Annotated in this window: 25 protein-coding genes; all 25 read left to right on the top strand. The window is 46.7% G+C overall.

All coding sequences use genetic code 11. The annotated features are described in order from the left end of the window. The first annotated feature begins 79 nt into the window (after positions 1-79). The 25 genes from M1L66_RS19790 (at position 80) to M1L66_RS19670 (ending at position 22,534) form a co-directional block, all read left to right on the top strand. Positions 80-1,672: a peptide chain release factor 3 gene (locus tag M1L66_RS19790; protein WP_117630829.1), complete on the top strand. Its 1,593-nt coding sequence runs from the start codon at positions 80-82 to the stop codon at positions 1,670-1,672. A gap of 27 nt (positions 1,673-1,699) precedes the next feature. Next, positions 1,700-2,152: a GatB/YqeY domain-containing protein gene (locus tag M1L66_RS19785; RefSeq protein ID WP_187019280.1), complete on the top strand. Its 453-nt coding sequence runs from the start codon at positions 1,700-1,702 to the stop codon at positions 2,150-2,152. A gap of 34 nt (positions 2,153-2,186) precedes the next feature. Further along, complete coding sequence (locus tag M1L66_RS19780; protein ID WP_434687740.1) at positions 2,187-3,590, top strand: Sapep family Mn(2+)-dependent dipeptidase; 1,404 nt, start codon at positions 2,187-2,189, stop codon at positions 3,588-3,590. A gap of 458 nt (positions 3,591-4,048) precedes the next feature. Continuing rightward, on the top strand, positions 4,049-5,071 hold the full coding sequence (locus M1L66_RS19775) for a methionine ABC transporter ATP-binding protein (RefSeq protein WP_002603579.1): 1,023 nt from the start codon (positions 4,049-4,051) through the stop codon (positions 5,069-5,071). Then, a complete protein-coding gene (locus M1L66_RS19770; protein WP_002603580.1) occupies positions 5,061-5,726 on the top strand; it encodes a methionine ABC transporter permease in 666 nt (221 codons plus the stop codon). Before M1L66_RS19775 ends, M1L66_RS19770 begins: the two co-directional genes overlap by 11 nt. 130 nt (positions 5,727-5,856) lie before the next feature. Beyond that, entirely contained in the window at positions 5,857-6,759 is a 903-nt protein-coding gene (locus M1L66_RS19765) for a MetQ/NlpA family ABC transporter substrate-binding protein (RefSeq protein ID WP_434687737.1), read from the top strand. A gap of 192 nt (positions 6,760-6,951) precedes the next feature. After that, on the top strand, positions 6,952-8,841 hold the full coding sequence (locus M1L66_RS19760; RefSeq protein ID WP_434687735.1) for a sensor histidine kinase: 1,890 nt from the start codon (positions 6,952-6,954) through the stop codon (positions 8,839-8,841). Continuing rightward, positions 8,816-10,312 (top strand): response regulator transcription factor, encoded by a 1,497-nt coding sequence (locus M1L66_RS19755; protein WP_434687733.1) that lies wholly within the window; start codon positions 8,816-8,818, stop codon positions 10,310-10,312. Before M1L66_RS19760 ends, M1L66_RS19755 begins: the two co-directional genes overlap by 26 nt. Before the next feature lie 145 nt (positions 10,313-10,457). Continuing rightward, a complete protein-coding gene (locus M1L66_RS19750) occupies positions 10,458-11,579 on the top strand; it encodes a BMP family lipoprotein (RefSeq protein ID WP_117630825.1) in 1,122 nt (373 codons plus the stop codon). Positions 11,580-11,605: 26 nt separating this feature from the next. Then, entirely contained in the window at positions 11,606-11,755 is a 150-nt protein-coding gene (locus M1L66_RS19745) for a galactose ABC transporter ATP-binding protein (RefSeq protein ID WP_412300086.1), read from the top strand. A gap of 462 nt (positions 11,756-12,217) precedes the next feature. Beyond that, positions 12,218-13,303 carry a DUF6017 domain-containing protein gene (locus tag M1L66_RS19740; RefSeq protein ID WP_006567846.1) on the top strand — a complete coding sequence of 362 codons (1,086 nt, stop codon included), beginning with the start codon at positions 12,218-12,220 and terminating at the stop codon, positions 13,301-13,303. Between the two features lie 55 nt (positions 13,304-13,358). After that, positions 13,359-13,511 carry a helix-turn-helix transcriptional regulator gene (locus M1L66_RS19735; protein WP_006567845.1) on the top strand — a complete coding sequence of 51 codons (153 nt, stop codon included), beginning with the start codon at positions 13,359-13,361 and terminating at the stop codon, positions 13,509-13,511. A gap of 26 nt (positions 13,512-13,537) precedes the next feature. Next, positions 13,538-13,963 carry a DUF6075 family protein gene (locus M1L66_RS19730; RefSeq protein ID WP_180215615.1) on the top strand — a complete coding sequence of 142 codons (426 nt, stop codon included), beginning with the start codon at positions 13,538-13,540 and terminating at the stop codon, positions 13,961-13,963. 14 nt (positions 13,964-13,977) lie between these two features. Beyond that, a complete protein-coding gene (locus M1L66_RS19725; protein WP_006567843.1) occupies positions 13,978-14,181 on the top strand; it encodes a hypothetical protein in 204 nt (67 codons plus the stop codon). 22 nt (positions 14,182-14,203) lie between these two features. Continuing rightward, entirely contained in the window at positions 14,204-15,130 is a 927-nt protein-coding gene (locus M1L66_RS19720) for a ParM/StbA family protein (RefSeq protein WP_006567842.1), read from the top strand. A gap of 11 nt (positions 15,131-15,141) precedes the next feature. Beyond that, positions 15,142-15,585, top strand: a complete 444-nt coding sequence (locus tag M1L66_RS19715; RefSeq protein ID WP_006567841.1) for a hypothetical protein — start codon at positions 15,142-15,144, stop codon at positions 15,583-15,585. A gap of 188 nt (positions 15,586-15,773) precedes the next feature. Continuing rightward, the gene (locus tag M1L66_RS19710) at positions 15,774-16,070 is read left to right on the top strand and encodes a hypothetical protein (RefSeq protein ID WP_006567839.1); all 297 of its coding nucleotides are present in this window, start codon (positions 15,774-15,776) and stop codon (positions 16,068-16,070) included. 190 nt (positions 16,071-16,260) lie between these two features. Continuing rightward, complete coding sequence (locus M1L66_RS19705) at positions 16,261-17,136, top strand: SPL family radical SAM protein (RefSeq protein WP_008724705.1); 876 nt, start codon at positions 16,261-16,263, stop codon at positions 17,134-17,136. Positions 17,137-17,284: 148 nt separating this feature from the next. Further along, positions 17,285-17,596: a hypothetical protein gene (locus tag M1L66_RS19700; protein ID WP_006567837.1), complete on the top strand. Its 312-nt coding sequence runs from the start codon at positions 17,285-17,287 to the stop codon at positions 17,594-17,596. A gap of 108 nt (positions 17,597-17,704) precedes the next feature. After that, the gene (locus M1L66_RS19695; protein ID WP_006567836.1) at positions 17,705-17,926 is read left to right on the top strand and encodes a DUF6133 family protein; all 222 of its coding nucleotides are present in this window, start codon (positions 17,705-17,707) and stop codon (positions 17,924-17,926) included. Next, positions 17,916-18,323 (top strand): prepilin peptidase, encoded by a 408-nt coding sequence (locus M1L66_RS19690; RefSeq protein WP_006567835.1) that lies wholly within the window; start codon positions 17,916-17,918, stop codon positions 18,321-18,323. The genes M1L66_RS19695 and M1L66_RS19690 overlap by 11 nt, the downstream gene beginning before the upstream one ends. A gap of 193 nt (positions 18,324-18,516) precedes the next feature. Next, positions 18,517-19,308, top strand: a complete 792-nt coding sequence (gene cpaB / locus M1L66_RS19685; RefSeq protein WP_006567834.1) for a Flp pilus assembly protein CpaB — start codon at positions 18,517-18,519, stop codon at positions 19,306-19,308. Further along, positions 19,309-20,121, top strand: coding sequence for an AAA family ATPase (locus M1L66_RS19680; protein ID WP_006567833.1), 813 nt, complete (start codon positions 19,309-19,311; stop codon positions 20,119-20,121). Positions 20,122-20,180: 59 nt separating this feature from the next. Further along, entirely contained in the window at positions 20,181-21,608 is a 1,428-nt protein-coding gene (locus tag M1L66_RS19675; RefSeq protein WP_432764437.1) for an ATPase, T2SS/T4P/T4SS family, read from the top strand. After that, complete coding sequence (locus tag M1L66_RS19670; protein WP_008724712.1) at positions 21,605-22,534, top strand: type II secretion system F family protein; 930 nt, start codon at positions 21,605-21,607, stop codon at positions 22,532-22,534. Before M1L66_RS19675 ends, M1L66_RS19670 begins: the two co-directional genes overlap by 4 nt. Positions 22,535-22,538 lie beyond the last annotated feature (4 nt).

The following is a 22,538-nucleotide window of genomic DNA, read 5'->3' as shown; positions in this document are numbered from 1 at the left end:
TTCACCACATGAATCTTGACTTTGTAATGGAATAATAATACAATAAAAAAGATTGACACGTAAAATTGGAGGAAACATTTTGTCGAATATAACTGAAGAAATAAAGAAGAGAAGAACCTTTGCCATCATTTCCCACCCCGATGCCGGTAAGACGACATTGACGGAAAAGTTTCTGCTTTACGGAGGCGCCATTAATCTGGCGGGCTCCGTTAAGGGAAGAAAGGCGGCAAAGCATGCGGTCTCAGACTGGATGGAGATCGAGAAGGAGAGAGGTATTTCCGTTACCTCCTCGGTAATGCAGTTTAATTACGACGGATACTGCATTAATATCCTGGATACCCCGGGGCATCAGGATTTCTCGGAGGACACATACCGGACCCTTATGGCGGCGGATTCCGCGGTCATGGTCATAGACGGTTCCAAGGGTGTTGAGGCGCAGACGATCAAGCTGTTCAAGGTCTGTGTCATGCGACACATCCCCATATTTACCTTTATCAACAAGATGGACCGGGAAGCCAGGGATCCGTTTGAACTGATGGACGAGATCGAGACGGTGCTTGGAATCCGTACCTGTCCGGTCAACTGGCCGATCGGCTGCGGCCATGAGTTTAAGGGTGTCTACGACAGAAACAAGAAGACGATCACCACCTTCCAGGCCGCTATGGGCGGACAGAAGACGGTTGATGCCACCGAGGTACTTTTAGGCGATCCCCAGGTGGACTGGCTGATCGGCGAGGATTACCACCACCAGCTGATGGAGGACATCGAACTGCTGGATGGAGCCAGCGACGAACTGGATATGGATCGTGTCGGGAAAGGGAACTTGTCACCGGTATTTTTCGGATCGGCGCTGACGAATTTCGGCGTGGAGACATTTTTACAGCATTTCCTTCAGATGACGACAACGCCGCTGCCGAGACTGGCGGATAAGGGTGTGATCGATCCGTTTGAAGAGAAATTTTCGGCCTTTGTGTTTAAGATTCAGGCGAATATGAATAAGGCCCACCGCGACAGAATCGCATTTATGCGAATTGTATCCGGAAAGTTTGAGGCCGGCATGGAGGTAAACCACGTGCAGGGCGGCAGGAAACTCCGGCTGTCCCAACCGCAGCAGATGATGGCTCAGGACAGAAAAATCGTGGAGGAAGCGTACGCGGGCGATATTATCGGCGTTTTTGATCCGGGGATTTTCTCCATCGGAGACACGCTGTGCCTGTCCAATGAGAAGTTTGAATACGAGGGAATCCCCACGTTTGCGCCGGAGCATTTTGCCAGAGTGCGCCAGATGGACACCATGAAGCGGAAGCAGTTTATAAAGGGCGTGAACCAGATCGCCCAGGAAGGCGCCATCCAGATTTTCCAGGAGTTCAATACGGGCATGGAGGAGATCATCGTCGGAGTAGTCGGCGAACTGCAGTTCGAGGTTCTCACCTACCGCCTGGAAAATGAGTACAACGTGGAAGTCAAGCTGGAGAAGCTCCCGTATGAATACATCCGCTGGGTAGAGAATAAGGATGAGATTGATGTGGCGAAGATTCAGGGAACCTCCGACATGAAGCGCATCAAGGATTTGAAGGATAATCCGCTTCTGCTGTTTGTCAACAGCTGGAGCGTGGGCATGGTTCTGGACCGCAATCCGGGCCTGAAGCTCAGTGAGTTCGGTAAAAATTAAAGGTAAATCAATAAGGAGGCAGCAGATATGAGTAAGATTGATGTAGTCAGGGCAGCGATGGTAGAAGCCATGAAGGCGAAAGACAAGCAGAGGAAAGATGCATTATCCATGCTTCTTTCTGCACTGAAGAATTTCGAAATCGATAAAAAGGATCACGAGCCGATTACCGAGGACGAGGCGAATACGGTTGTGAAGAAAGAGATCAAGCAGTCCCAGGAGACCTTTGATACAGCGCCTGCGGACCGGGATGACATCCGCGAGGAGGCGGCTTACCGCCTGTCAGTTTATAAGGAATTTGCGCCCGAGGATATGAGCGAGGAGCAGATCCGTGAGGTAGTGACAGCCGTATTGGCTGAGTTGGGGATCGAAAAGCCGGCGCCGTCAGACAAGGGAAAGATTATGAAAGTCCTGATGCCGAAGGTAAAAGGCAAGGCGGACGGCAAGGCTGTTAATGAGATTCTGGCTTCCATGATGAAATAACACGCGGCTTTACCGCCGCAGGAAAGGATAAGACATGTACAGAAAAGAGATTGAAGAGTTTATCGAGGCACACAGACAGGAGATGCTTGATGACATCTGTACTCTGTGCCGCATTAACAGTGAGAAAATGCCGTATAAAGAAGGCATGCCATACGGTCAGGGAGCATTTACCGCACTGGCTGAGGCACTTTCCATGGCTGAGGCCTATGGTTTCTCCATCACCAATTACGATAATTACGTGGGAACCGCAGACCTGAATGATAAAGAACGCCAGCTGGATATTCTGGCCCATCTTGATGTCGTTCCGGCAGGAGAAGGCTGGAAGGAAACAGAACCATTTGAGCCGGTGGTTAAGGGCGATAAGCTCTTTGGACGCGGTACCGCAGATGACAAGGGACCGGCAGTCGCAGCGCTCTACGCCATGAGAGCCGTGAAAGAGCTGGGAGTTCCTCTTAAGAAGAATGCACGCCTGATTCTGGGAACCGACGAGGAGTGCGGAAGCTCTGACATTGCGCATTACTATGCGATTGAAAAAGAGGCTCCGATGACATTTTCACCGGACGGCTCCTACCCGGTGGTCAACACGGAAAAAGGCTCATTAAACGGTCACTTCACCGCTTCCTTCGCTCCGTCTGAGGCACTGCCGAAGCTGGTTTCCGTGGAAGCCGGCTTAAAGGTCAATGTAGTGCCGGGAAAAGCCCGCGCTGTGGTTCAGGGAATCGATGTGGAGGTAATGGAGAAGGCCGCTGAGGCAGTGACCGGAGAAACCGGTATCCGTTTTGAATTCGAAGTGGAGGAAGATTTTGCGACGATCACAGCCATCGGTGAAGGCGCTCATGCGTCCAAACCGGAAGAGGGCAACAACGCGCTGACAGGTCTTCTTGTCCTGATTCAGAGACTGCCGTTTGCGGCCTGCGAGCAGATCAGTACCACTCACCGCCTTCTGGAACTGATTCCTCACGGCGACACCTCCGGTAAGGCTCTGGGAATCGCCATGAGCGATGAGATCTCAGGAGATTTAACGCTGGCATTCAGCCTGCTCACCATCTCTGACAGCGAGCTGGATGGTACCTTCGACAGCCGATGCCCGATCTGCGCCACAAAAGAGAATGTACTGGATGTAGCAAAGGCAAAGATGGCGGAAAAAGGATTTACCCTTCTGAATGACTCCATGAGGCCGCCTCATCACGTGGATGGAGATTCCGAATTCATCAGCACGCTTCTTCGCACCTACGAGGAGTACACAGGCCGTAAGGGAGAGTGTATCGCCATCGGAGGCGGTACCTACGTTCACGAGCTGAAGAACGGAGTCGCTTTTGGCGCCGCCATGCCGGAGACGGATAACCGCATGCACGGAGCCGATGAGTTCGCAGTCATCGAGGAACTGATCGTAAGTGCAAAGATGTTTGCACAGGTAATTATCGATCTCTGTTCCTAAAATCTGTCTGTCAGACGAATTAACACTTGACAAATGGTATGATGTAGCGTAAAATACGCCTCATAAGTTAAAATCCTAGTCGAACTATAGGAATAGGCGAAGGGAGAAACCGCTATGAACCAGTTTAAAGCCATGCAGATGAATATGTACATGATGAACGGCATGATGATGTGCCGTATGTCAATGTGCGTAAAAAATCGAAAATGATATTCATTTGTATGGATTGTGATTGAAGTTTATGGCAAACAGGGAGATTGAATCTTGAATCGCTGTGGTCGCAAGTCTGTGCAGGGCTTGCGGCCTTTTTGGGTAATAGGGAAGTTGCTCATTTATCGGGTATGCGCACTCCGCGCTGAGGAAGCCTGGCCGCTGAAGCGACCGTGCTTCGGCGTGCGGGCCGGCCTGCCGGATTCGGGCATACCCGTTAAACAGTATGGAAAAGAAAGGAAACGAAAGACATGCAGTCATCAGAACCAATTATTCAGCTGGTGGGGCTGGGCAAGGAGTTTAGGACGTCGGGCGGCCCGATCAAGGCGCTGGACGACATCAACCTGACGATCTGCCAGGGAGAAGTTTTTGGAATTATCGGTCTTTCCGGTGCGGGAAAGAGTACGCTGGTACGATGCATCAATTATCTGGAGGTACCGACTTCCGGAGAGGTCCTGTTTGAGAACAGGAGCCTGGCGTCCATGTCCAGACGGGATCAGAGAAAGGCGAGACAGTCCATGGGCATGATCTTCCAGCAGTTTAACCTGCTGGCACAGAGAAATGTCATTCAGAATGTCTGCTTCCCGCTGGAGATCGCAGGCGCACCGAAGAAAGAAGCGAGAGAGCGGGCCATGGAGCTGTTAGGGCTTGTAGGGCTTGCGGACCGCAAGGACGCGTACCCGTCTCAGCTTTCGGGGGGACAGAAGCAGAGGGTGGCGATCGCCAGGGCACTGGCCACCAATCCGAAGATCCTCTTATGTGATGAGGCCACCAGCGCGCTGGACCCCAACACCACGAAGTCGATCCTGGCCCTGTTAAAAGAGATCAACAAAACCATGGGCGTTACGGTAGTCGTGATCACCCATGAGATGACCGTCATCGAAGCGATCTGCGACCGCGTGGCCATCATTGACCAGAGCCACATCGCAGAAGTGGGAAGCGTATCGGAGATATTCTCCGAGCCGAAGTCGAAGATCGGGCGGCAGCTGATCTTAGGAGACGCGGCCGAGCAGGCGGCGAGATTTGGAAAGTCCAGACGGGTGAGAATCTCCTTCGACGGACGTTCCTCCTTCGAACCGGTGTTATCCAATATGATCCTGGCCTGCAAGGTGCCGGTGAATATTATCCACGCGGAGACGCGCGACATAAACGGAACGGCCATGGGACAGATGGTGATCCAGCTTCCCGAGGATGAGGTCGATGCTAACCGGGTGGCCAATTACTTAAAAACAGCCAAAGTACCATTTGAGGAGGTGACGGATTATGACATTTGATGCTGCTACATTCGATATGTTAAAAACAGGAATATGGGAGACACTGTTCATGACATTCACATCTTCCTTCTTTGCCTATTTAATCGGGATTCCGCTGGGAATTATCCTGATTGTGACGGATAAGGACGGAATCCGGCCGGTTCCATGGCTTCAGAAGATTCTCGGCCTGGCCATCAACCTGCTTCGTTCGGTGCCGTTTATCATCCTTCTGATCATGGTGATTCCGCTTACGAAAAAGATCGTCGGAACGACGCTGGGCGCCAAGGCGGTGATCCCGCCGCTGGTAATCGCGGCCGCGCCCTATGTGGCGAGAGTCGTGGAGTCGTCCTTCAAGGAAGTGGATGCGGGAGTTATCGAGGCAGCCAAGTCCATGGGGGCTTCCACCATGCAGATTGTATGGAAGGTGCTCCTTCCGGAAGCGAAGCCTTCCCTGCTTGTGGGAGCCGCGCTGTCGGTGACCACCATCCTGTCCTATTCGGCCATGTCCGGCTTTGTCGGCGGCGGCGGTCTGGGCGATATTGCCATCAAATACGGCTATTACCGCTATCAGACAGAGATGATGTTCGTAACCGTGGCGATTCTTGTTATCATCGTCCAGATCATACAGGAGGCAGGCATGAAGCTGTCCCGCGTCAGCGATAAGCGAATCCGCTAGATCATAGATCATAAAGAAGTAATGGCCGTAAGGCGTTACCATAAAAACGGTCACTCGCACGCTTTGCGCACGAGTCACCGTAGCAATCAAGAGGCGCAGGAAACTGCACAACAAAAAGGAGGAAACAATTATGAAAAAATCACTTTACGTACTGGCTGCCGCGCTGCTTGCAGCGGGAGCACTGACCGCCTGCGGCGGAAACAGCAAGGAGACGAATGCCGAGACGACAACAGCGGCTGTTACAGAGTCCAAGGAGACCGAAAGCGCTGCACCGGCCGATGAGACAACGGCAGCAGCCGGAGAATTAAAGAAGCTGGTGGTGGGAGCTTCCCCGGCACCTCACGCAGAGATATTAAAGGCAGCCAAGGACATTTTAAAGGAAAAGGGTTACGATCTGGTAATCAAGGAGTACACCGATTACGTACAGCCGAATCTGGCGCTGGAATCCGGTGATCTGGATGCCAACTACTTCCAGCACTTCCCATACTTAGAGCAGTTCAATCAGGAAAACGGCACGGATCTCGTATCCGCAGGTGCAATCCACTACGAACCGTTCGGAATCTATGCAGGAAAGACCGCTTCCCTGGCAGATTTAGCGGACGGAGCGCAGGTAGCGGTACCGAACGACGTATCCAACGAAGCGAGAGCGCTTCTCCTCCTGTCTGACAACGGCCTGATCGAGTTAAAGGAAGGCGTTGGTCTGGAAGCAACAAAGAATGACATTGTAAAGAATGACAAGAACTTAAAGATCATGGAAATCGAGGCCGCACAGCTTCCGCGCTCCCTGGGTGATGTGGACATCGCCGTTATCAACGGCAACTACGCCATCGAGGCAGGCTTAAAGGTGACGGATGCTCTGGTTACCGAGGATTCCCAGTCGATCGCAGCCACCACATACGGCAACATCGTAGCGGTTCGCGCAGGCGAGGAGAAATCCGACGCGACTCTGGCTTTGATTGATGCGCTGACAAGCGATACCGTAAAGAAGTATATTGAAGACACGTATCAGGGTGCAGTAGTTCCGTTATTCTAAGATATGTAAATGGGAACAGTACCGCCGGATTATTGGCGGGCTGTTCTTTTTTTTGCAAAATGCGGCGGAGCAGGGGTCTGGTGGGCGGCAATCTTTGCTCAGACGTCATTGAAAATCCATATTCTCTGTGGTAAAGTATAACCATATTAAAATAGAAGAGTATGCAGCCCTGCACGGCTGCCGGAGAACCATATGAGGGGATGGAACGAGATACGAAGCCGGATCAGTGACAGCATCCGGGAGATGAAGCATGCGGCGCCGAAAGGTTCCGGAAGAAGACTCAGCTATATGAAGCGTTATTTCCTGAAGATGCTTCTGCTGATCATCATACTGGTGGGCGTTCTGGTGTTTATGATGACCAGGTTTTCCAAGAGCGTGGTGGGGGATGAGATCATCAGTCTGCACCGTTCGATCTTAAACCAGACGATCCGGCAGCCGGCCGAGACCATCCGGAGTCTTAAGGAAAGTCTGGAAAAGATTACGGAAAACACCCGCGTGATCGACTGGATCGTAGGCGGTGAGGGGGACACGGAAGAGATCGACGCGTATATCCGCGATGAGATTTACGGGAATTATAAGAAAGGCAATAAGTTCCGGATCTATATTTACGATCTGGATGAGCTGCGTTATGCCAGTGACTCTCCGGAGCTGCCGGAGGAGGAGGCCAGGGAGGCGCTTAAGCAGGCGGCGCTTCTGGAGCAGAAAAATCCGAAGGACAATCGATATCTGGGCGGGCCGCTGCAGAGTGGGCAGGAGCAGGGGCTTTACCGCCACAGTTTTTACCTGACCCAGCCAATTAAGGACCTGTTAAGCGGCAGTGTACGCGGTTATGCCCTGATGCAGTTCAGCGAGGTGGTTCTGTACGATTCCTATTCGGACATGATTGAAAAAGACAGGGATTACTGCATTGTGGACGCGGAAGGCATCGTGCTGTCCGGCAAGAATAAGAACCATATCGGGCTGCCCTACCAGAAAAATGATATCGTCATCCAGAACCGGGAGGCTCTTGGCTCCGGTTATGGGATATCGAAGGCATTTCCGGATAATGTCTATTTCTATGAGAATATCTCAGGAACGGAATGGTTCCTGCTGGAGAATGCGGATATCCACCATCTCTTTGCGCCGATCGACAGGATGACGTTCTTCTCCTTTCTGCTGCTGGCAGTGTTCGCCGTCTGTTTTCTGCCGGTGACAGCCGTCTCCCTCCGGGTGATATTAAAGCCGATCGACGCCATAAAGAATAAGATGGACATGGTGGCCCGCGGAGAACTTCAGGCCAGGATCGAGGAGGCGGAAAAGGGAAAAGGAGAGCTTTCCGAGATCGCTGATTCCTTCAATTACATGGTCGGGAAGCTGGAGAGCCAGGTCGATGAGATCGGCGTGATGGAGCGGAAAAAACATCTGCTGCAGCTGGACTTTTTACAGACGCAGATCAACCCGCATTTTATCTACAATACGCTCAGCTCTATTCGGTTTTATGTGGAGATGGGAAAAAATGAGGCCGCCGAGAAGATGCTGATTGATTTTTCCAAAATACTGAGAAAGACGCTCTCCAGTTCCGAGAAAATGATTAGCCTGAGAGAGGAGCGGGAGACTCTCCTCTATTATATTGACCTCCAGAAGGCAAGATACCGGGACCGTTTCGAGGTGGAGTTTGACATGCCGGAAAATACGATTTCCTGTATTGTCCCGGATTTTATACTGCAGCCCATTGTGGAAAATGCAATCTTTTACAGTCTTCAGAAGAAGCAGGTCTGCCATATCGTAATCAGGAGCTATCTCGATGCTGACGTACATCTGACAGAAAGCAATTTTCAAACATGCCCCAGGACGCTCTGTATCAGTGTAAAGGACGACGGAATCGGCATGGATGAGGATAAATTAAGCACTGTCCTGGATAAGGGCATGAATATGAACAAGGTTGGCCTGCGCAATGTGAACGAGAGATTAAAGCTGAATTTCGGCGAAGAATACGGGATCCGGATCTTAAGCGAGGAAGGTGTGGGAACCGAGGTGATCTTAAGCATGCCGGTAAATATGAGAGGAAAGAATTTAGATGAAAATACTGATAGCGGACGATGAAACACCCATCAGAGAATGGATACAATTCAGCATTGAACGCGGCAATCATCCGGATTTTGAGATAGTGGGAGTGGCGGAAAACGGAAACGATGCCCTGGAACTGGCGCTGGAACACCATGTGGATACAGTGATCACCGATATCAAAATGCCGGGGATGGATGGCCTGATGCTGATGAAGAAGCTTCTGGAAAAGATGCCGTACGTCTCGTTTATCATTCTTACAAACTATGCGGAATTTTCTTATGCCAGGGAGGCCATTACCTATGGAGCCAAGAAGTATTTTTTAAAGTCAGAGCTTCGCGGACAGGACATTCTGGAAGCGCTCTTAGAGATCGAGAGCGAGCGGGCGGCCCTTCTGGAAGCGAAGGAGGAGGACTGCTACTCAAACGGCTATCTCGATATCTTCACCTGCTGTCACCGCCTGGACGACGATGCCTTTATCCGGTCGTTCTGGCAGAAACACCATTTTATGGAGGAGCTGGACTTCGCCGTCGTGGCGTTGAGAAGCCGGAGCAGTGAAGGACAGAAGGAGAAGCTGGACGGGTTTATCAGGGATCAGAAACTTCATATTCTGCGGCCGGTGCTGAGAAATGAGAGTATTTACCTGATCCTGCAGGCGGAAAGCGGGGAACTGTTAAAGGAAGCCGTTCAGGCCTTTGTGAGCTACTGGAATGAACGGGAGCCTGGGATCATTGTCTCCAGCCGGAGCCTGCACGGAATCGACCGGGTGATGGAAGGAATCGAAGAGGCGGAGAGGATGCTGCAGTACGATTTCTTCTATAAAAAGGGATTCTTTCCGGCGAAAATAGCGGAAAACGGCGAGCGGCTGGAACGGAATACAATTAAAAAGGAATGCCGGAAGCTCTTAAACCGCGTCATGCACGAGGACAGGGATACGCTGAATCAAAATATAGACCAGTGGTTTTCCTTTTTCGATCATGTTCCGTGCCAGGACGTGGGCTGGGCCAAGGAGGCCTGTATGAGTTTCGTTATGGGGCTGGAGGAGATTTTCCTGGAATACTGTAAAAACAGCCAGGAGGAGCCGGAGATCGACAGAGGATGGACCCTCGATAAATGCCGGGAATTCTGCACTTATATCATAGGGGAGCTTTACTCTGATAACTATTTAAACTATTCCCAGAGTGTCAGGGAGGCGATACAGTACATCCACGACAACTACGGGAACCAGGATCTCTCCTTAAAGGAGGTGGCCCAGGCGGTCTACCGGTCGCCGGAATATTTAAGCCGCCGGTTTAAATCGGAGACGGGAAAGAATTTCTCCGTTTATCTGATGCTTTACCGGCTGAATCAGGCGAAGGAGCTGCTGCTCTGCACGGATATGCGGATTTATGAGGTTGCGTACGCGGTGGGATATGCCGCGCCGAGCTATTTTTCAAAGGTGTATCACGACTATATGGGAGTGACGCCGGAAATGACGAGATGTCAACAAAGTGACAGAAAGTCAGAATAGTGATAGATAAAAAAGCTGTGGACTGAAAAGAAGTTAAAATACTTCATGACAAAGTACACAGCTTTTATTTATGTTTTAAATGGAAATTAGTACAATATATACATGAAATACAGATGAAAATCTTGAAAAAAGAAGGAGAAGAGCAATGAAAAAGAGGATCGCAGCAGCAGCTATGGCAGTGATAATGGCGGTATCCATGACAGGATGCGCCGGAAAGACGGCAGACACGAAGGGGAGCCCGGAGGCCGCCGGAGCACAGGGAGGCACGGAAGCAGCCGGGACACAGGCTGGCACCGGTAAGGAGACTGCAAAAATCGGCGTGATCTTCGGTACCGGAGGACTTGGCGATAAGAACTTCAATGACATGGCATATGCCGGAATCATGAAGGCGCAGGAGGACTTAGGGATCGAGTTTGACTATGTGGAGCCCAATGCCATCAGTGATTTCGTTCCTCTGGGAAGGCAGTTCTCAGAGACGGAAGAATACGATCTGCTGATTGCTGTCGGTTCCGACCAGCAGGAGGCGGTAAAAGAGATCGCGGAAGAGTTCCCGGATCAGAGGATCGCACTGGTCGATGGAACGGAAGAGATCACCGGTGTGAGCACGCTTCAGACAGAGTGGTGTGAGCAGACCTTCCTTGCTGGCGTTATCGCGGGACTGGGGACGAAGAGCAGTATGGACAAGGCGAATGCAGATAACGTCATTGGAGTCATCATCGGTGCGGACCAGCCTAATTTAAGAGAGGGCATCGTTGGGTTCACAGCGGGAGCAAAGTATGTGAATCCGGATGTGGAAGTGCTGGAAGGCGTTGTAGGAGCGTTTAACGATCCTGGAAAAGGCAAAGAGATCGGTCTTTCCATGTATAACAAGGGTGCTGACTTTATCCAGTGTATCGCCGGAGCATCCGGTCTGGGCGTGTTTGGCGCTGCAAAGGAAGCGGGACGCTACGCATTCGGCGTCGGATCGAATCAGAATGCGGAGGACCCGGATTATATCGTGGCCTCTTCGGTCAGAAGCGTGGAAAACATGGTCTATAATGAAGTGAAAAAGGTGATCGACGGAACCTGGGAGCCGGGCCTCCATATGAGCGGCATCAGGGAGGGCGTCGTAGGCTGTGATACGGAAGGCTCCAATGTAGCCATTCCCGAGGAGATTCAGACGGCACTGAAGGATATCAGGGAAAAAATGGTGGCTGGAGAGCTGGTGCCATGTAAGACGGCAGATGAGCTTAACGCCTGGGTGGCTGAAAACCAGTATACGAAGTAGTCGGAAACGATTGGAGGAGACGGCTGATGGTTGTAGTTGAAATGAAAAATATTACGAAACAGTATCCTCTGGTTTTAGCGCTCGATCATGTGGATTTTTCCCTGAAAAAGGGAGAAATCCTCTCTCTTCTCGGAGAGAACGGGGCCGGTGACCGTGTTATAATAAGACCAAGTTAGCAAGGAACCCAATGAAATCAAGGGTTTGCGGCTACTTTGGTCTTAATTTATTATACCACAATCGAACTGCTTTTTCATTAAAAATCCAGTGTCGTTTTCCAAAGAGTGGGATATTTTAAGGCTAGGGGTCGCAACCGGGTGGTTTGGGACCTGCTTATACTTAGTCCTATTCCAAATATCCTTTTCTTTTGCTTCGTCCGAAGTAAAAACTCTCTTTCGGGAGAACAGCGCTGTTAAAAATAAATGAATATAGAGGACTAAGTGAAGCAACTTTGTTAGCTGACCTTAGTCCTCTTATGCATTTTAGGAGGAAAAGGGTATGCAGATACTATTTATTGTGATTATTTTTTTGATAGTGTTGCCAATGGTCGTAAGTATTTCGTTGGCTGTGACAGCAAAGAAATCAGACGAAAGATTACGCACCATCTGTACTTCTCTTGAAAAGAAGGGCAGGTGAGCGTGATGCGAGAGTATACGACAGGAAATCGAATCGTAGATGCAAGTGCCGAAATCAGTATTACCGGCAACATTACACCACAAGCATGGTATAAGACGATTGTTAAAGAGACGGGAAAACCGCATTTGGCTGCAATCGTTATATTATCAGATATTGTCTATTGGTATCGTCCTACTGAATTGAGGGACGAAAGCACTGGACAGATCATTGCAATTCGTAAAAAATTTAAAGCTGATTTACTCCAGAGAAGTTATCAACAGATTGCGGAACAGTTTGGATTGAGTAAAAAAGAAGCTACTAATGCAATCATCTTTTTGGAGAAATTAGGCGTAATAAAAAGAGTATTCAGGACAATAAACTTGAATGGACTTGTTGTAAATAATGTACTGTATATTGAGTTGATTGTTGAGAAATTGAAAGAATTAACGTATCCGCACTGTTATGATGCCCCTATCCCTTCTATGGGAGACAGGGGGGAAGACATTGTAGAGGAAATCGTTGAAGGACAGTGCTTTACTGTGAATAATAGTGAGATGGCAGTCATTGGTGAGGGAGCTGTCTCCCCAAAAAGAGAGAGGGTATCACCCAAAAAAGAGATACCTGCCACGCCGCAAAATAGCAGGTGCCACTTTTCAGAAGGTACAGCACTATCTGGTAACAGGCAGACAAATACAGATATTAACACAGATATTTCAACGACAGATTATACCAATCCAGTCCAGTCCTATCAAAAAACGTTACAGGCATTTAGAGAAAAGATTGGATACGATGCGTTATGTATTGATCGTCCCTTTGATATTGATCGTCTGGATGAAATTGTGGGAATTGCAGTTGACGTACTGACTTCAACGAAGGATACGATTCGTATTAACCAGGAAGAAAAACCAACAGCCATTGTTAAATCGGTGTTTTGGAAATTAGATATGTTTAGAATACAGTTTATTTTAAATAACCTGTCAGAGACGAAAACAAAAATCAGGAATATGCGTGCAGTGTTGCTAACCGCCTTATATAATGCGACATTCACATTAAGTAATTCCGTTATGAATCAAGTGGTGATGAATGGTGACATCTCCCCTCAATATGCATGAGCAAAGGGGGTGATGAGCAGTTACTAGGGTTAGACAATTACGCATAGAGAAGAATTTGACACAGTGGGAATTGGCGGACAAGCTGGATATCAGTCTCCGCACATATCAGAGAATTGAATACGGGCAACAAAAGCCGTCCTACAAAGTCATTTTAGTCTTGCAAAAGATATTTAACGAGAATATTGAATCTATCCTGCAGGAATTATAACTGCCAAATAAGAAGTGGAGGAAAATATGTTTGATATTAACAAGCTGGAGGTAATGGACATAGTATTTGCCGATGAAGCACATGAGCGTTTCTTTTATGAAAAGGTGCGGGAACTTCCAAATTCACGCAGGGACAGTGAAGAAATTGCTATGATATATACTCTTGGTATCTGTGACAAGACAAGGGCAGCTTTTTCAAATATTGTGGATCAAAGAACTTTTCAGGTGAATCCGTTGGTTTTATTCGCTGGGTGGCAGACATCTGCTTCTGTGAAGGTAACACGGCTGGCGATTAACCTCTATACTGGATTTTCGCAGGAAGTAAAACGGGACGATTCAATAGAAGGATATCATATAGGGGAAGACAGTTCAGATTATGCTGTTGAAGAAATCTTTGATTGCCCATATGCAAAATATTTTCTGGAAGCCGTTAAACTGCGTTATGACATATAGAGGAGGTAGAAACGATGAAAATGTATAAGATTGACCAAATCATGGAGTTATTACAGTTAGGAAAAGAATCAGAAGATTGCTATGTGGGTTTTGAGAATAATGACAAGGGAAATCTTGTTATTATATTAAAGCAACATGAACCAGATTGGGAAGATGATGAGGGTTTCGGAGAAGCGGTTGAAGAAGTCGAACTTTTGGAACATTCTGGAGAATATTAAACATAAGGAGGAGACAGTCATTATGGATAGAGAAATACTTGGAATCGACCATGGTAACAGACAGATGAAAACGGCGAATACCGCATTTTTGTCTACAGTAACACAGAATAAGGTGAAGCCCAGTAATCTAAATCAGATTTTGGAGTTTAAAGGTAAGTATTACTCAATCGGTGGCAGTAGGGAAGATGTGGATACAAAAGTTGATAAAACAGTGGACGATGATTACTACATTCTCACATTGGCATCACTTGCCGCTGAATTGAAAGCCAGAGGAAAGAATCAGGCGGCGGTCAGGCTGGCTACAGGATTACCACCGAGGTGGTATGAATCGCAAATGAAAGCATTCAGGAAATACTTGGGCAGGGAAAGGGAGTTATCTTTTCGTTATCAGGGAGAAGGGTTCAATGTCTTTCTGGAAGGCGTGAGCGTATATATGCAGGGGTTTGCAGCAATCACAGATATATTGGCAGAGACACAGGGAAAATCCTGCCTTCTGGTAGATATAGGAGGAGGAACCGTTGATGGAGTTCCAATAGAAAATATGCGACCCAGTGGAGCACAGCCTATTATAGATAATAATGGTACAATAAAGTGTATATCCAATGTAAATGAGGCATTAATGGCTGAGTTTGGGGAAAAAGCCAAACCATATATCATTGAAACGATAATGCGGACAGGTACATATGCGGGTGACGAAGCCTATCTTCGTGTAATCCGAAAGGCATTGAACCAATATACGGAATACATCTATAGCTTGATAAAAAAGCACGGATACAATCTGCATTTGGAAAAAATAATCTTTATGGGTGGAGGAGCCGCAATCATGCAGAATTTTGGTGATAACGAGGGTAAGGACGTAATCTGTATTCCGGATATACATGCAAATGCAAGAGGATATGAAGAAACTTTAAAGAGCATATGGAAGGCCAGGCAGAATATGGCCGGTTAAGGAGGCCATAAATGGACGATAAATATGTTACAACGCTTCGGCTTTATAAAAATAACCCGGTACATTTCCAGGCACTTACCTGTCTGGAAGAGTACAACCGGGAGCTGTTTACTTCTCAAAATGACTATATTGCCGAGGCGGTAATCTATTATTCAGAGTATCTGAAGCAGAAGGCTGAATATGAGAAATTGGAAAGTATCCTCTCAAACATAAGAGAGCAAGAGGAATACTTCCGTGAACTGACAAAACGTGCATTGGAAGACGTACTGAGATCAGTGCAGACGACTACTATTCCTGCAGTTACTGGAAGTGACACGAAAGCAAAAGAGGAACAGGAACCCCAAAGTGAGAGTGAACGATCAGCGGAGACGGCGAACCAGGCGACAGAAAAGGATTTTAATCTGCTTAATTTCTATAGTTCATTCACTGGATTTGAAGACGAAGGAGAAGATTGAATATGACCATATTATGTGCTATGATAAAATTTATAGGAAAATTATTACTTGGAATTGCGTATGCAATATTAAAAGTTGTATCATTTAGTGTCAAAGTGATAGGCTGTATGTTTTTATTTGTATTTCATATTTTCATGCTTTTAGTAGACATGGGAACCCCTTCCTAATAAGTCAAGGAGAGTACAATTATGGCTATTTGTAAAATTTGTGGCGGAGAAATGCTGGAACATGTGGGTTGTAAAATAGGGATATGCAATTGTAATGGAAAGAGTTACCCGCGTATCATTTTTGGTGCAGAGAAAAGGTTTGAGGATGTATTTGGCGAAGATGATATCTGCCCAGATTGTTTTGCGCCATTTGGGAGTTTTCACCATTTGGGCTGTGATATAGAGGAATGTCCGGTATGTGGAGAAGCAATTTATGGTGATTGCGAATGCCAGTTGATTCTTCCCGATTTAGCGGATATGGAAGAAATGTTAAAGTAATAGTGAATAATGAGTATCACTGTGGTAGGCTGATTCGTCAGCCTGCTTTTTTTTGCGCTTTTCTTGGTACTTATAATGAAAAATAAATGAAGCGGGGTAGTGTAAAGAACATGTCTGGATGCTTTACCAGGAGATTGTAGGGCGGTACTACACTCCGCAATAAAGGGAACCATTTCCAAAGATTAATAAGTTGACCAACCAATTGAAAAGAAGAGGAGGAATAGGAAGCGAATATAAGAGTTTTTACAAAAAAGTAAGAGGTAACGAAGGAGACAAATGCAAATACAGTGTACGACTGGATACGTATGGATGTGGCTGTCAGCACGATTGTGATTATTGTTATGCACGGTCACTTCTGTCTTTTCGTGGATTTTGGAACCCATCAGCGCCGAGCATCGCAGATATTGATAAGATTAAGAGGAAGATTCGGAAGATACCTCCGGGAACCATCCTGCGCATGGGTGGAATGACAGACTGCTTTCAGCCTTTTGAAGCGGAACATCATGTGACTTATGAGACAATCTGTGAAATGAACCGGTGTGGTGTTGGATATCTGATTGTAACAAAATCCCATTTGATCGCACAGCCCGAATATCTGGAAATTTTGGACAAGGATCTGGCCCATATACAAATCACGGTCACGACTTTAGATGATAACAAGGCTTTGACCTATGAAAAAGCAAGTATCCCATCAAAAAGAGTAGAGGCAATAAAAAAATTGCAATCTGCGGGATATGATGTGTCAATCCGGTTAAGCCCCTTGATTGAGGATTTCATGGACTTTGACAGCCTAAATTCATTAGGGATCAATCGCTGTGTTGTGGAATTTTTGCGTGTCAATAGCTGGATCAAGAGCTGGCTGCACGATGTTGATTTCAGTGGGTACAGGTTAAAACAAGGAGGATACTGCCACTTACCACTGGAAAAAAAGATGGAAATCATCAAGAAGATCAGGATACCGGAGATAACAGTTTGCGAAGATGTAACAGAACATTATGAGTATTGGAGAGATAACTTCAATCCAAATAAGGATGATTGCTGTAATCTGCGATTACATAACGGATGATGAAATAAAGAAGTGGAAATGAAAGTTCCTTTAAATATATGCTGACAGGCAGGAAGGGCGTGAAGATGAACCGGATTCGTGACGAACCTAAATCGTAAGGGAAATGACTTGAGTGGGTTACTGAACTTTAGCAGAAAAGGGGAAACCGTTGGATAAAAAAAGTTTTGAGTATGGTGGATATCATTTTTATCCATTAAGGACATTTGAGGATAAAGATGGCGATTTTATGGAACGCGCATGCAAACTGCGGGATGACCGGGAACTAGGGATGACATCCACTGATGAACCATGGAGAAAATATGCATATGATTATGAAGCTTTTTATAAAGCTGCCGGCGGCAAGAAATATGATATTTTTCTATGTGAAGAAAACCGCAGGCAGTACGTACCGTGCGGTCATGGCTTGCAGGAATTTGTTAATGCCCCGATCAAGAGTAAAAATAACAGGGCAGTCCGCTGAGAGTATGATGGCGCGGGTATTAAGAAAAACACATGGAATGGGCTGATCTTCAGTCCGTTTTTATTTTTGAAAATCAATTAAATTAGAAAACCAGTAGGAGGTATGTAAATGAAAACAAAGATGAGAAACTATCTGATCGCTAAGGTAATGAAGGTAAAAGCGGCTATTAACAACAATAAGGCGGAGGGGTTCGTTGATACGGCCATCAAAATTTTAATGGCTGTTGTGATTGGAGCGCTGCTTCTGGCAGGGCTGTATGCACTGTTTGGTGATACAGTGCTGCCAACATTAACACGGCGTATTACTGAAATGTTTAACTATGCTGGATAGAAAGGCAGTTCAAACAATTGTATTTTTGCTGTTGCTTTTGCTGGCATCTGTCACGGACTTAAAGAAGAGAATCGTGCCGGATCTGTTATGTATGCTAATTGCATTAACCGCCGCTATTTCTTTTCGTCCAGAACAGTTATGGGGGATTTTCAGCGCACTCCCATTTCTTCTTGCAGCAGTTTTTTGCGGAGGAATGGGGGGCGGTGATATCAAACTGATGGCAGCCGCAGGACTTGTCCTGGGACTTCCAGCAGGGATTTTTGCAACTATTTTGGGATTATTACTGGTACTTGCTTATTCTGTGTTTTTGAAAATATGTAAGAAAACCCAGGTTATCGCAGTGCCGTTAGTACCCTTTTTATCGGCTGGGTGTGCAGCGGGGTATTTGATTGGATAGGAGGATGGAATGAAAAGAAAAGCATTTTATTGTATTTGTGTAGCGGCTCCAATTACCTTTGTGGGTGCTGTCCTGGCATTTTACAGATGCCGGAGGAAAAAGAGATACTTAGTGAGGTAATCACGGCGGCAGGTATTCCCTGCCGCATTTAAAACGATAATTTTGATTTGATTGAAAGGAATGGATAATAAGTATGAAAATATTAAAAAGCCGTACCGTGCTTGGAGTAATATGCATTGTGGTATCACTGCTCATTTGCTTCGGAGTTACCCCTTTATTTAATAAAGAGGTCAGTAAAAAGGTAGAAATCGTGCGGGTGGTAAAGGATATAAAAATCGGGGATAAAATCACTGGCGATATGGTCAGGACTGTTGAGGTGGGAAGTTTAAATCTGCCGTCTGAAGTCATGAAAAATAAAGAAAATGTCATTGGGAAATATGCATCTGCAGATATGGCTCCAGGCGATTATATCATTAATAGCAAGGTCGCAGACGAACCGGCTGCGGAGAATGCCTACTTATATAATTTATCAGGAGAGAAACAGGCAATATCCGTGTCGGTCAAATCTTTTGCAACGGGGTTATCCGGAAAACTCAAATCTGGTGATATTGTATCTGTGATTGCACCGGACTACCAGAAGCAAGGCGAAACAGTGATTCCTCCCGAACTCAAATATGTCGAAGTTATTGCTGTAACTGCAGGCAGTGGCTACGATGCCAATACAGGAGAAGAAGACCCGGAGGAAAAGGAACTGCCCAGTACGGTGACACTCTTGGCAACACCGGAACAGAGCAGGATACTCGCCATGATGGAGAAGGACGGGAACCTGCACATATCTCTTGTATACAGGGGAACAAAAGAAAATGCAGCAAAGTTTATTACAGAGCAGGAACATGCTTTGCAGGAACTTTACCCGCCGGAAACGGAGGCGGCGGAAGCGGAAACTGGACAGCCCGAGGAACAGATAGAAGGGAGTGCAGAATAAATGCTGAACTTTAAAATCAAAAAGCGCGCAAATCAGCCTGAGAGCGAGGAAGTGCATGAGGTGGGAAAACATCAGGCCCAGATACTGGCTGTCTGGGGTAGCCCTGGATGCGGAAAGACTACGGTTTCTGTGAAGATTGCAAAACACTTAGCGGAAAAGAAGAAAAATGTAATTCTTGTGCTGTCCGATATGACTTTACCCATGATGCCTTGTATCTGTCCAATGGACGAGTTAGAAAACATATGGTCCCTTGGCAATGTACTGGCAGCGCCACATGTTACAAAAGGGCTTATAGAAGAAAACTGTATTGTCCACAAAAAAATAAAGTATCTGGCAATGCTTGGCATGTTAAGAGGGGAAAATGAATACAGCTATGCCCCCTATGAAGCGGAACAGGCTTTGGAATTTCTTACAGGGCTGCGGGAATTGTCCTCATACATTATTATTGACTGTAGCAGTTATATATCTAACGATATTTTATCGGCAGTTTCTCTAATGGAAGCAGATGCTGTTCTGCAGATAGTAAATTGCGACCTTAAATCTATCAGTTACCTGGCAAGTCAGTTACCGTTACTTCAGGAACCAAAATGGAGAATAGAGAGGCATTTAAAAACGATCAACAACATAAAGGGGCAGGAAGCCATTAACCATATGGAACAGGTGCTTGGAAAAGTAAGTTTTCAGATTCCGTCTGCATCCGAAGTTACGGAACAGGGGATGGCTGGGAATTTGTTGATTGGTCTGGAGGGGAAAAAAAGCCGTGGTTTTAAAAATGAAATAGATAAGATTGTTAAGGAGGTATATGGATGTTAGGGGAAAGAAAGACGCGAGGAGTATTTAATGAGGGAAAAAATTCAGAGTGGGGTTCGCGGATGCAGGAACTTATGCCAACACAGGCAGCCCCAGTGGAGCCGGTTGCAAGAGAGCCGGTAGAAGTGGTGAGTAAGAGTGCAGATGACCTCTTTTTTGCAGCCGTGGAGGGGAAAGATTTTGCAACGGTGCTACAGGAGGTACAGGAACACATTGCCAGCCGTTACAGCTCCCTTTTGACTGATGGAAATAATGATGATGTAAAAAGGCAGATGAAGCGTTACATTACTAAATATGTTCAGGAAAACCGGGTTGCAGTTCAGGGAATGTCAAATCAGGAACTTGTTGACAACCTATACACGGAAATGGCGGAGTTTTCTTTTCTAACAAAGTACATTTTTGGAGAGGGAGTGGAAGAAATAGACATTAATAGCTGGAAGGATATTGAGATCCAGTACAGCGGTGGTGGGACTGAAAAGTTGGAAGAACATTTTGACAGCCCTTCTCATGCTATTAATGTGATCCGCAGGATGCTCCATGTTTCAGGAACTATCCTTGATGATGCAAGTCCTGTGGTGACTGGAACACTGGCTAAAAATATCCGTATAGCGGTGTTAAAAACTCCAGTTGTAGATGAAGAGGTAGGTCTTGCCGCTTCAATCCGAATCGTAAATCCCCAGAGTATGAAAAAGGAGGATTTTATTTCTGGTGGAACTGCCACGGGAGAGATGTTAGACTTTTTGAGTGAATGTATTCGGTATGGAATTTCGGTGTGTGTTGCAGGTGCTACAAGTTCCGGAAAAACAACGGTGGCCGGCTGGTTGCTTACTACAATCCCTGACCGGAAAAGAATTTTTACTATTGAAAATGGTAGCCGTGAACTTGATCTAATAAGGGAGGAAAGTGGAAAAGTGTTAAATTCCGTTGTCCACACTCTTACAAGAGACAGTGAGAATGACCGGCAGCGAATTGACCAGATTGCCCTTTTGGATATTGCGCTTCGATTTAATCCTGATATTCTGGTGGTCGGAGAAATGAGAGGGGCGGAAGCAAACGCCGCCCAGGAAGCTGCAAGAACTGGTGTGGCGGTGGTTACAACCATCCATTCCAATTCGTGTGAGGCTACATACCGCCGTATGGTGTCCTTGTGTAAGCGTGCCGTGGATATGTCGGACGAGACATTGATGGGATATGTGACCGAAGCATACCCTATCATAGTCTTTTGTAAGCAGTTGGAAAACCGGCAGAGGGTAATCATGGAGATTATGGAATGCGAGATAAAGCCTGACGGTACACGGAGATATCGTCCACTGTATCAGTACGAGATCATGGAGAACCAGTTGGAAGGAGATTATTTTGTGGTTAATGGGAAACACAGGGTAATGAATTCCATTTCGGATGGGCTTTATAAGCGTTTGCTGGAGAATGGGATGCCAATGGAGACACTTAACCGGTTCCGTTCAAAGGGAGAGGGAGGAGAGGAATCTTGACAAGTATACAGCTTCTTGCATGCCTTGGTATGATAGTGGGTGGATTTCTTCTTTTGGGGATTCGACCAATAGAATTTACAGATGGACTGTTCGGCTTTCTGGCAAAAGAACCTGAGAATATTCGGAATGAAATCCATACAGTAACAAAAAGGAAAAAAGCAAGATTTCTGAAAAAGGCAATCATTGAGGCACAGCAGGTACTTAAAATGACGGGTAGGGAAAAGCAATTTTCGGTTATTTGTGCTGCCGCCCTGGTGTTGTTTGCTGTGGGGGCCTCGGTTGCCATCATGATTGGAAATTTTTTTCTGGCTCCGGTGATGGCTGTTGGATTTATGTTCTTCCCTTTTTGGTATGTAATTCTGTCAGCCAGTAATTACAAAAAAAATGTAGCCGCAGAGCTGGAGACAGCATTAAGCGTTATTACGACGGGCTATCTGCGGACGGAGGACATTCTAACTGCGATAGAGGAAAATATTCAGTATTTGAATCCGCCAGTCCAGAGGGTATTCCAGGATTTTATTGTGCGGATCAACTTAGTAAATCCGGATGTTCATGAAGCACTAAAGGAGTTGAGGGAGAAAATTGATAATGATGTATTCCGCGAATGGTGCGATGCCCTGTGTGATTGTCAGTATGATCGGAGTTTGAAGACAACATTGACACCAATCGTAACAAAATTAAGCGATATCCGTATCGTCAATGCTGAACTGGAATATTTGATTGTGGAGCCGAGGAAAGAATTTATCACGATGGCAATCTTTGTGATTGGTAATATCCCGCTGCTTTATTTTCTCAACAAGAGCTGGTATGACACTTTGATGCACACACCAATGGGACAGGTGATACTTGCCATTACTGCGGCAATCATCTTTGTCTCTACTGCGGTCGTTGTCAGGCTGACAAAACCGATAGAATACAGGAGGTAGGGAG

This window comes from Hungatella sp. SB206, from assembly GCF_051132295.1.
In the GTDB taxonomy this organism is placed as follows: Bacteria; Bacillota; Clostridia; order Lachnospirales; family Lachnospiraceae; genus Hungatella; species Hungatella effluvii.
Note: the sequence above shows the minus strand (reverse complement) of the source record. Positions and strands in the feature narration are given on the sequence as shown.

Excerpts from the sequence above, each read along its gene's own strand:
- M1L66_RS19785 (WP_187019280.1), top strand. The coding sequence starts at position 1,700 with ATGAGTAAGATTGATGTAGTCAGGGCAGCGATGGTAGAAGCCATGAAG.
- M1L66_RS19780 (WP_434687740.1), top strand. The coding sequence starts at position 2,187 with ATGTACAGAAAAGAGATTGAAGAGTTTATCGAGGCACACAGACAGGAG.
- M1L66_RS19775 (WP_002603579.1), top strand. The coding sequence starts at position 4,049 with ATGCAGTCATCAGAACCAATTATTCAGCTGGTGGGGCTGGGCAAGGAG.
- M1L66_RS19770 (WP_002603580.1), top strand. The coding sequence starts at position 5,061 with ATGACATTTGATGCTGCTACATTCGATATGTTAAAAACAGGAATATGG.
- M1L66_RS19765 (WP_434687737.1), top strand. The coding sequence starts at position 5,857 with ATGAAAAAATCACTTTACGTACTGGCTGCCGCGCTGCTTGCAGCGGGA.
- M1L66_RS19760 (WP_434687735.1), top strand. The coding sequence starts at position 6,952 with ATGAGGGGATGGAACGAGATACGAAGCCGGATCAGTGACAGCATCCGG.
- M1L66_RS19755 (WP_434687733.1), top strand. The coding sequence starts at position 8,816 with ATGAAAATACTGATAGCGGACGATGAAACACCCATCAGAGAATGGATA.
- M1L66_RS19750 (WP_117630825.1), top strand. The coding sequence starts at position 10,458 with ATGAAAAAGAGGATCGCAGCAGCAGCTATGGCAGTGATAATGGCGGTA.
- M1L66_RS19745 (WP_412300086.1), top strand. The coding sequence starts at position 11,606 with ATGGTTGTAGTTGAAATGAAAAATATTACGAAACAGTATCCTCTGGTT.
- M1L66_RS19740 (WP_006567846.1), top strand. The coding sequence starts at position 12,218 with ATGCGAGAGTATACGACAGGAAATCGAATCGTAGATGCAAGTGCCGAA.
- M1L66_RS19730 (WP_180215615.1), top strand. The coding sequence starts at position 13,538 with ATGTTTGATATTAACAAGCTGGAGGTAATGGACATAGTATTTGCCGAT.
- M1L66_RS19725 (WP_006567843.1), top strand. The coding sequence starts at position 13,978 with ATGAAAATGTATAAGATTGACCAAATCATGGAGTTATTACAGTTAGGA.
- M1L66_RS19720 (WP_006567842.1), top strand. The coding sequence starts at position 14,204 with ATGGATAGAGAAATACTTGGAATCGACCATGGTAACAGACAGATGAAA.
- M1L66_RS19715 (WP_006567841.1), top strand. The coding sequence starts at position 15,142 with ATGGACGATAAATATGTTACAACGCTTCGGCTTTATAAAAATAACCCG.
- M1L66_RS19710 (WP_006567839.1), top strand. The coding sequence starts at position 15,774 with ATGGCTATTTGTAAAATTTGTGGCGGAGAAATGCTGGAACATGTGGGT.
- M1L66_RS19695 (WP_006567836.1), top strand. The coding sequence starts at position 17,705 with ATGAAAACAAAGATGAGAAACTATCTGATCGCTAAGGTAATGAAGGTA.
- M1L66_RS19690 (WP_006567835.1), top strand. The coding sequence starts at position 17,916 with ATGCTGGATAGAAAGGCAGTTCAAACAATTGTATTTTTGCTGTTGCTT.
- cpaB (WP_006567834.1), top strand. The coding sequence starts at position 18,517 with ATGAAAATATTAAAAAGCCGTACCGTGCTTGGAGTAATATGCATTGTG.
- M1L66_RS19680 (WP_006567833.1), top strand. The coding sequence starts at position 19,309 with ATGCTGAACTTTAAAATCAAAAAGCGCGCAAATCAGCCTGAGAGCGAG.
- M1L66_RS19675 (WP_432764437.1), top strand. The coding sequence starts at position 20,181 with ATGCAGGAACTTATGCCAACACAGGCAGCCCCAGTGGAGCCGGTTGCA.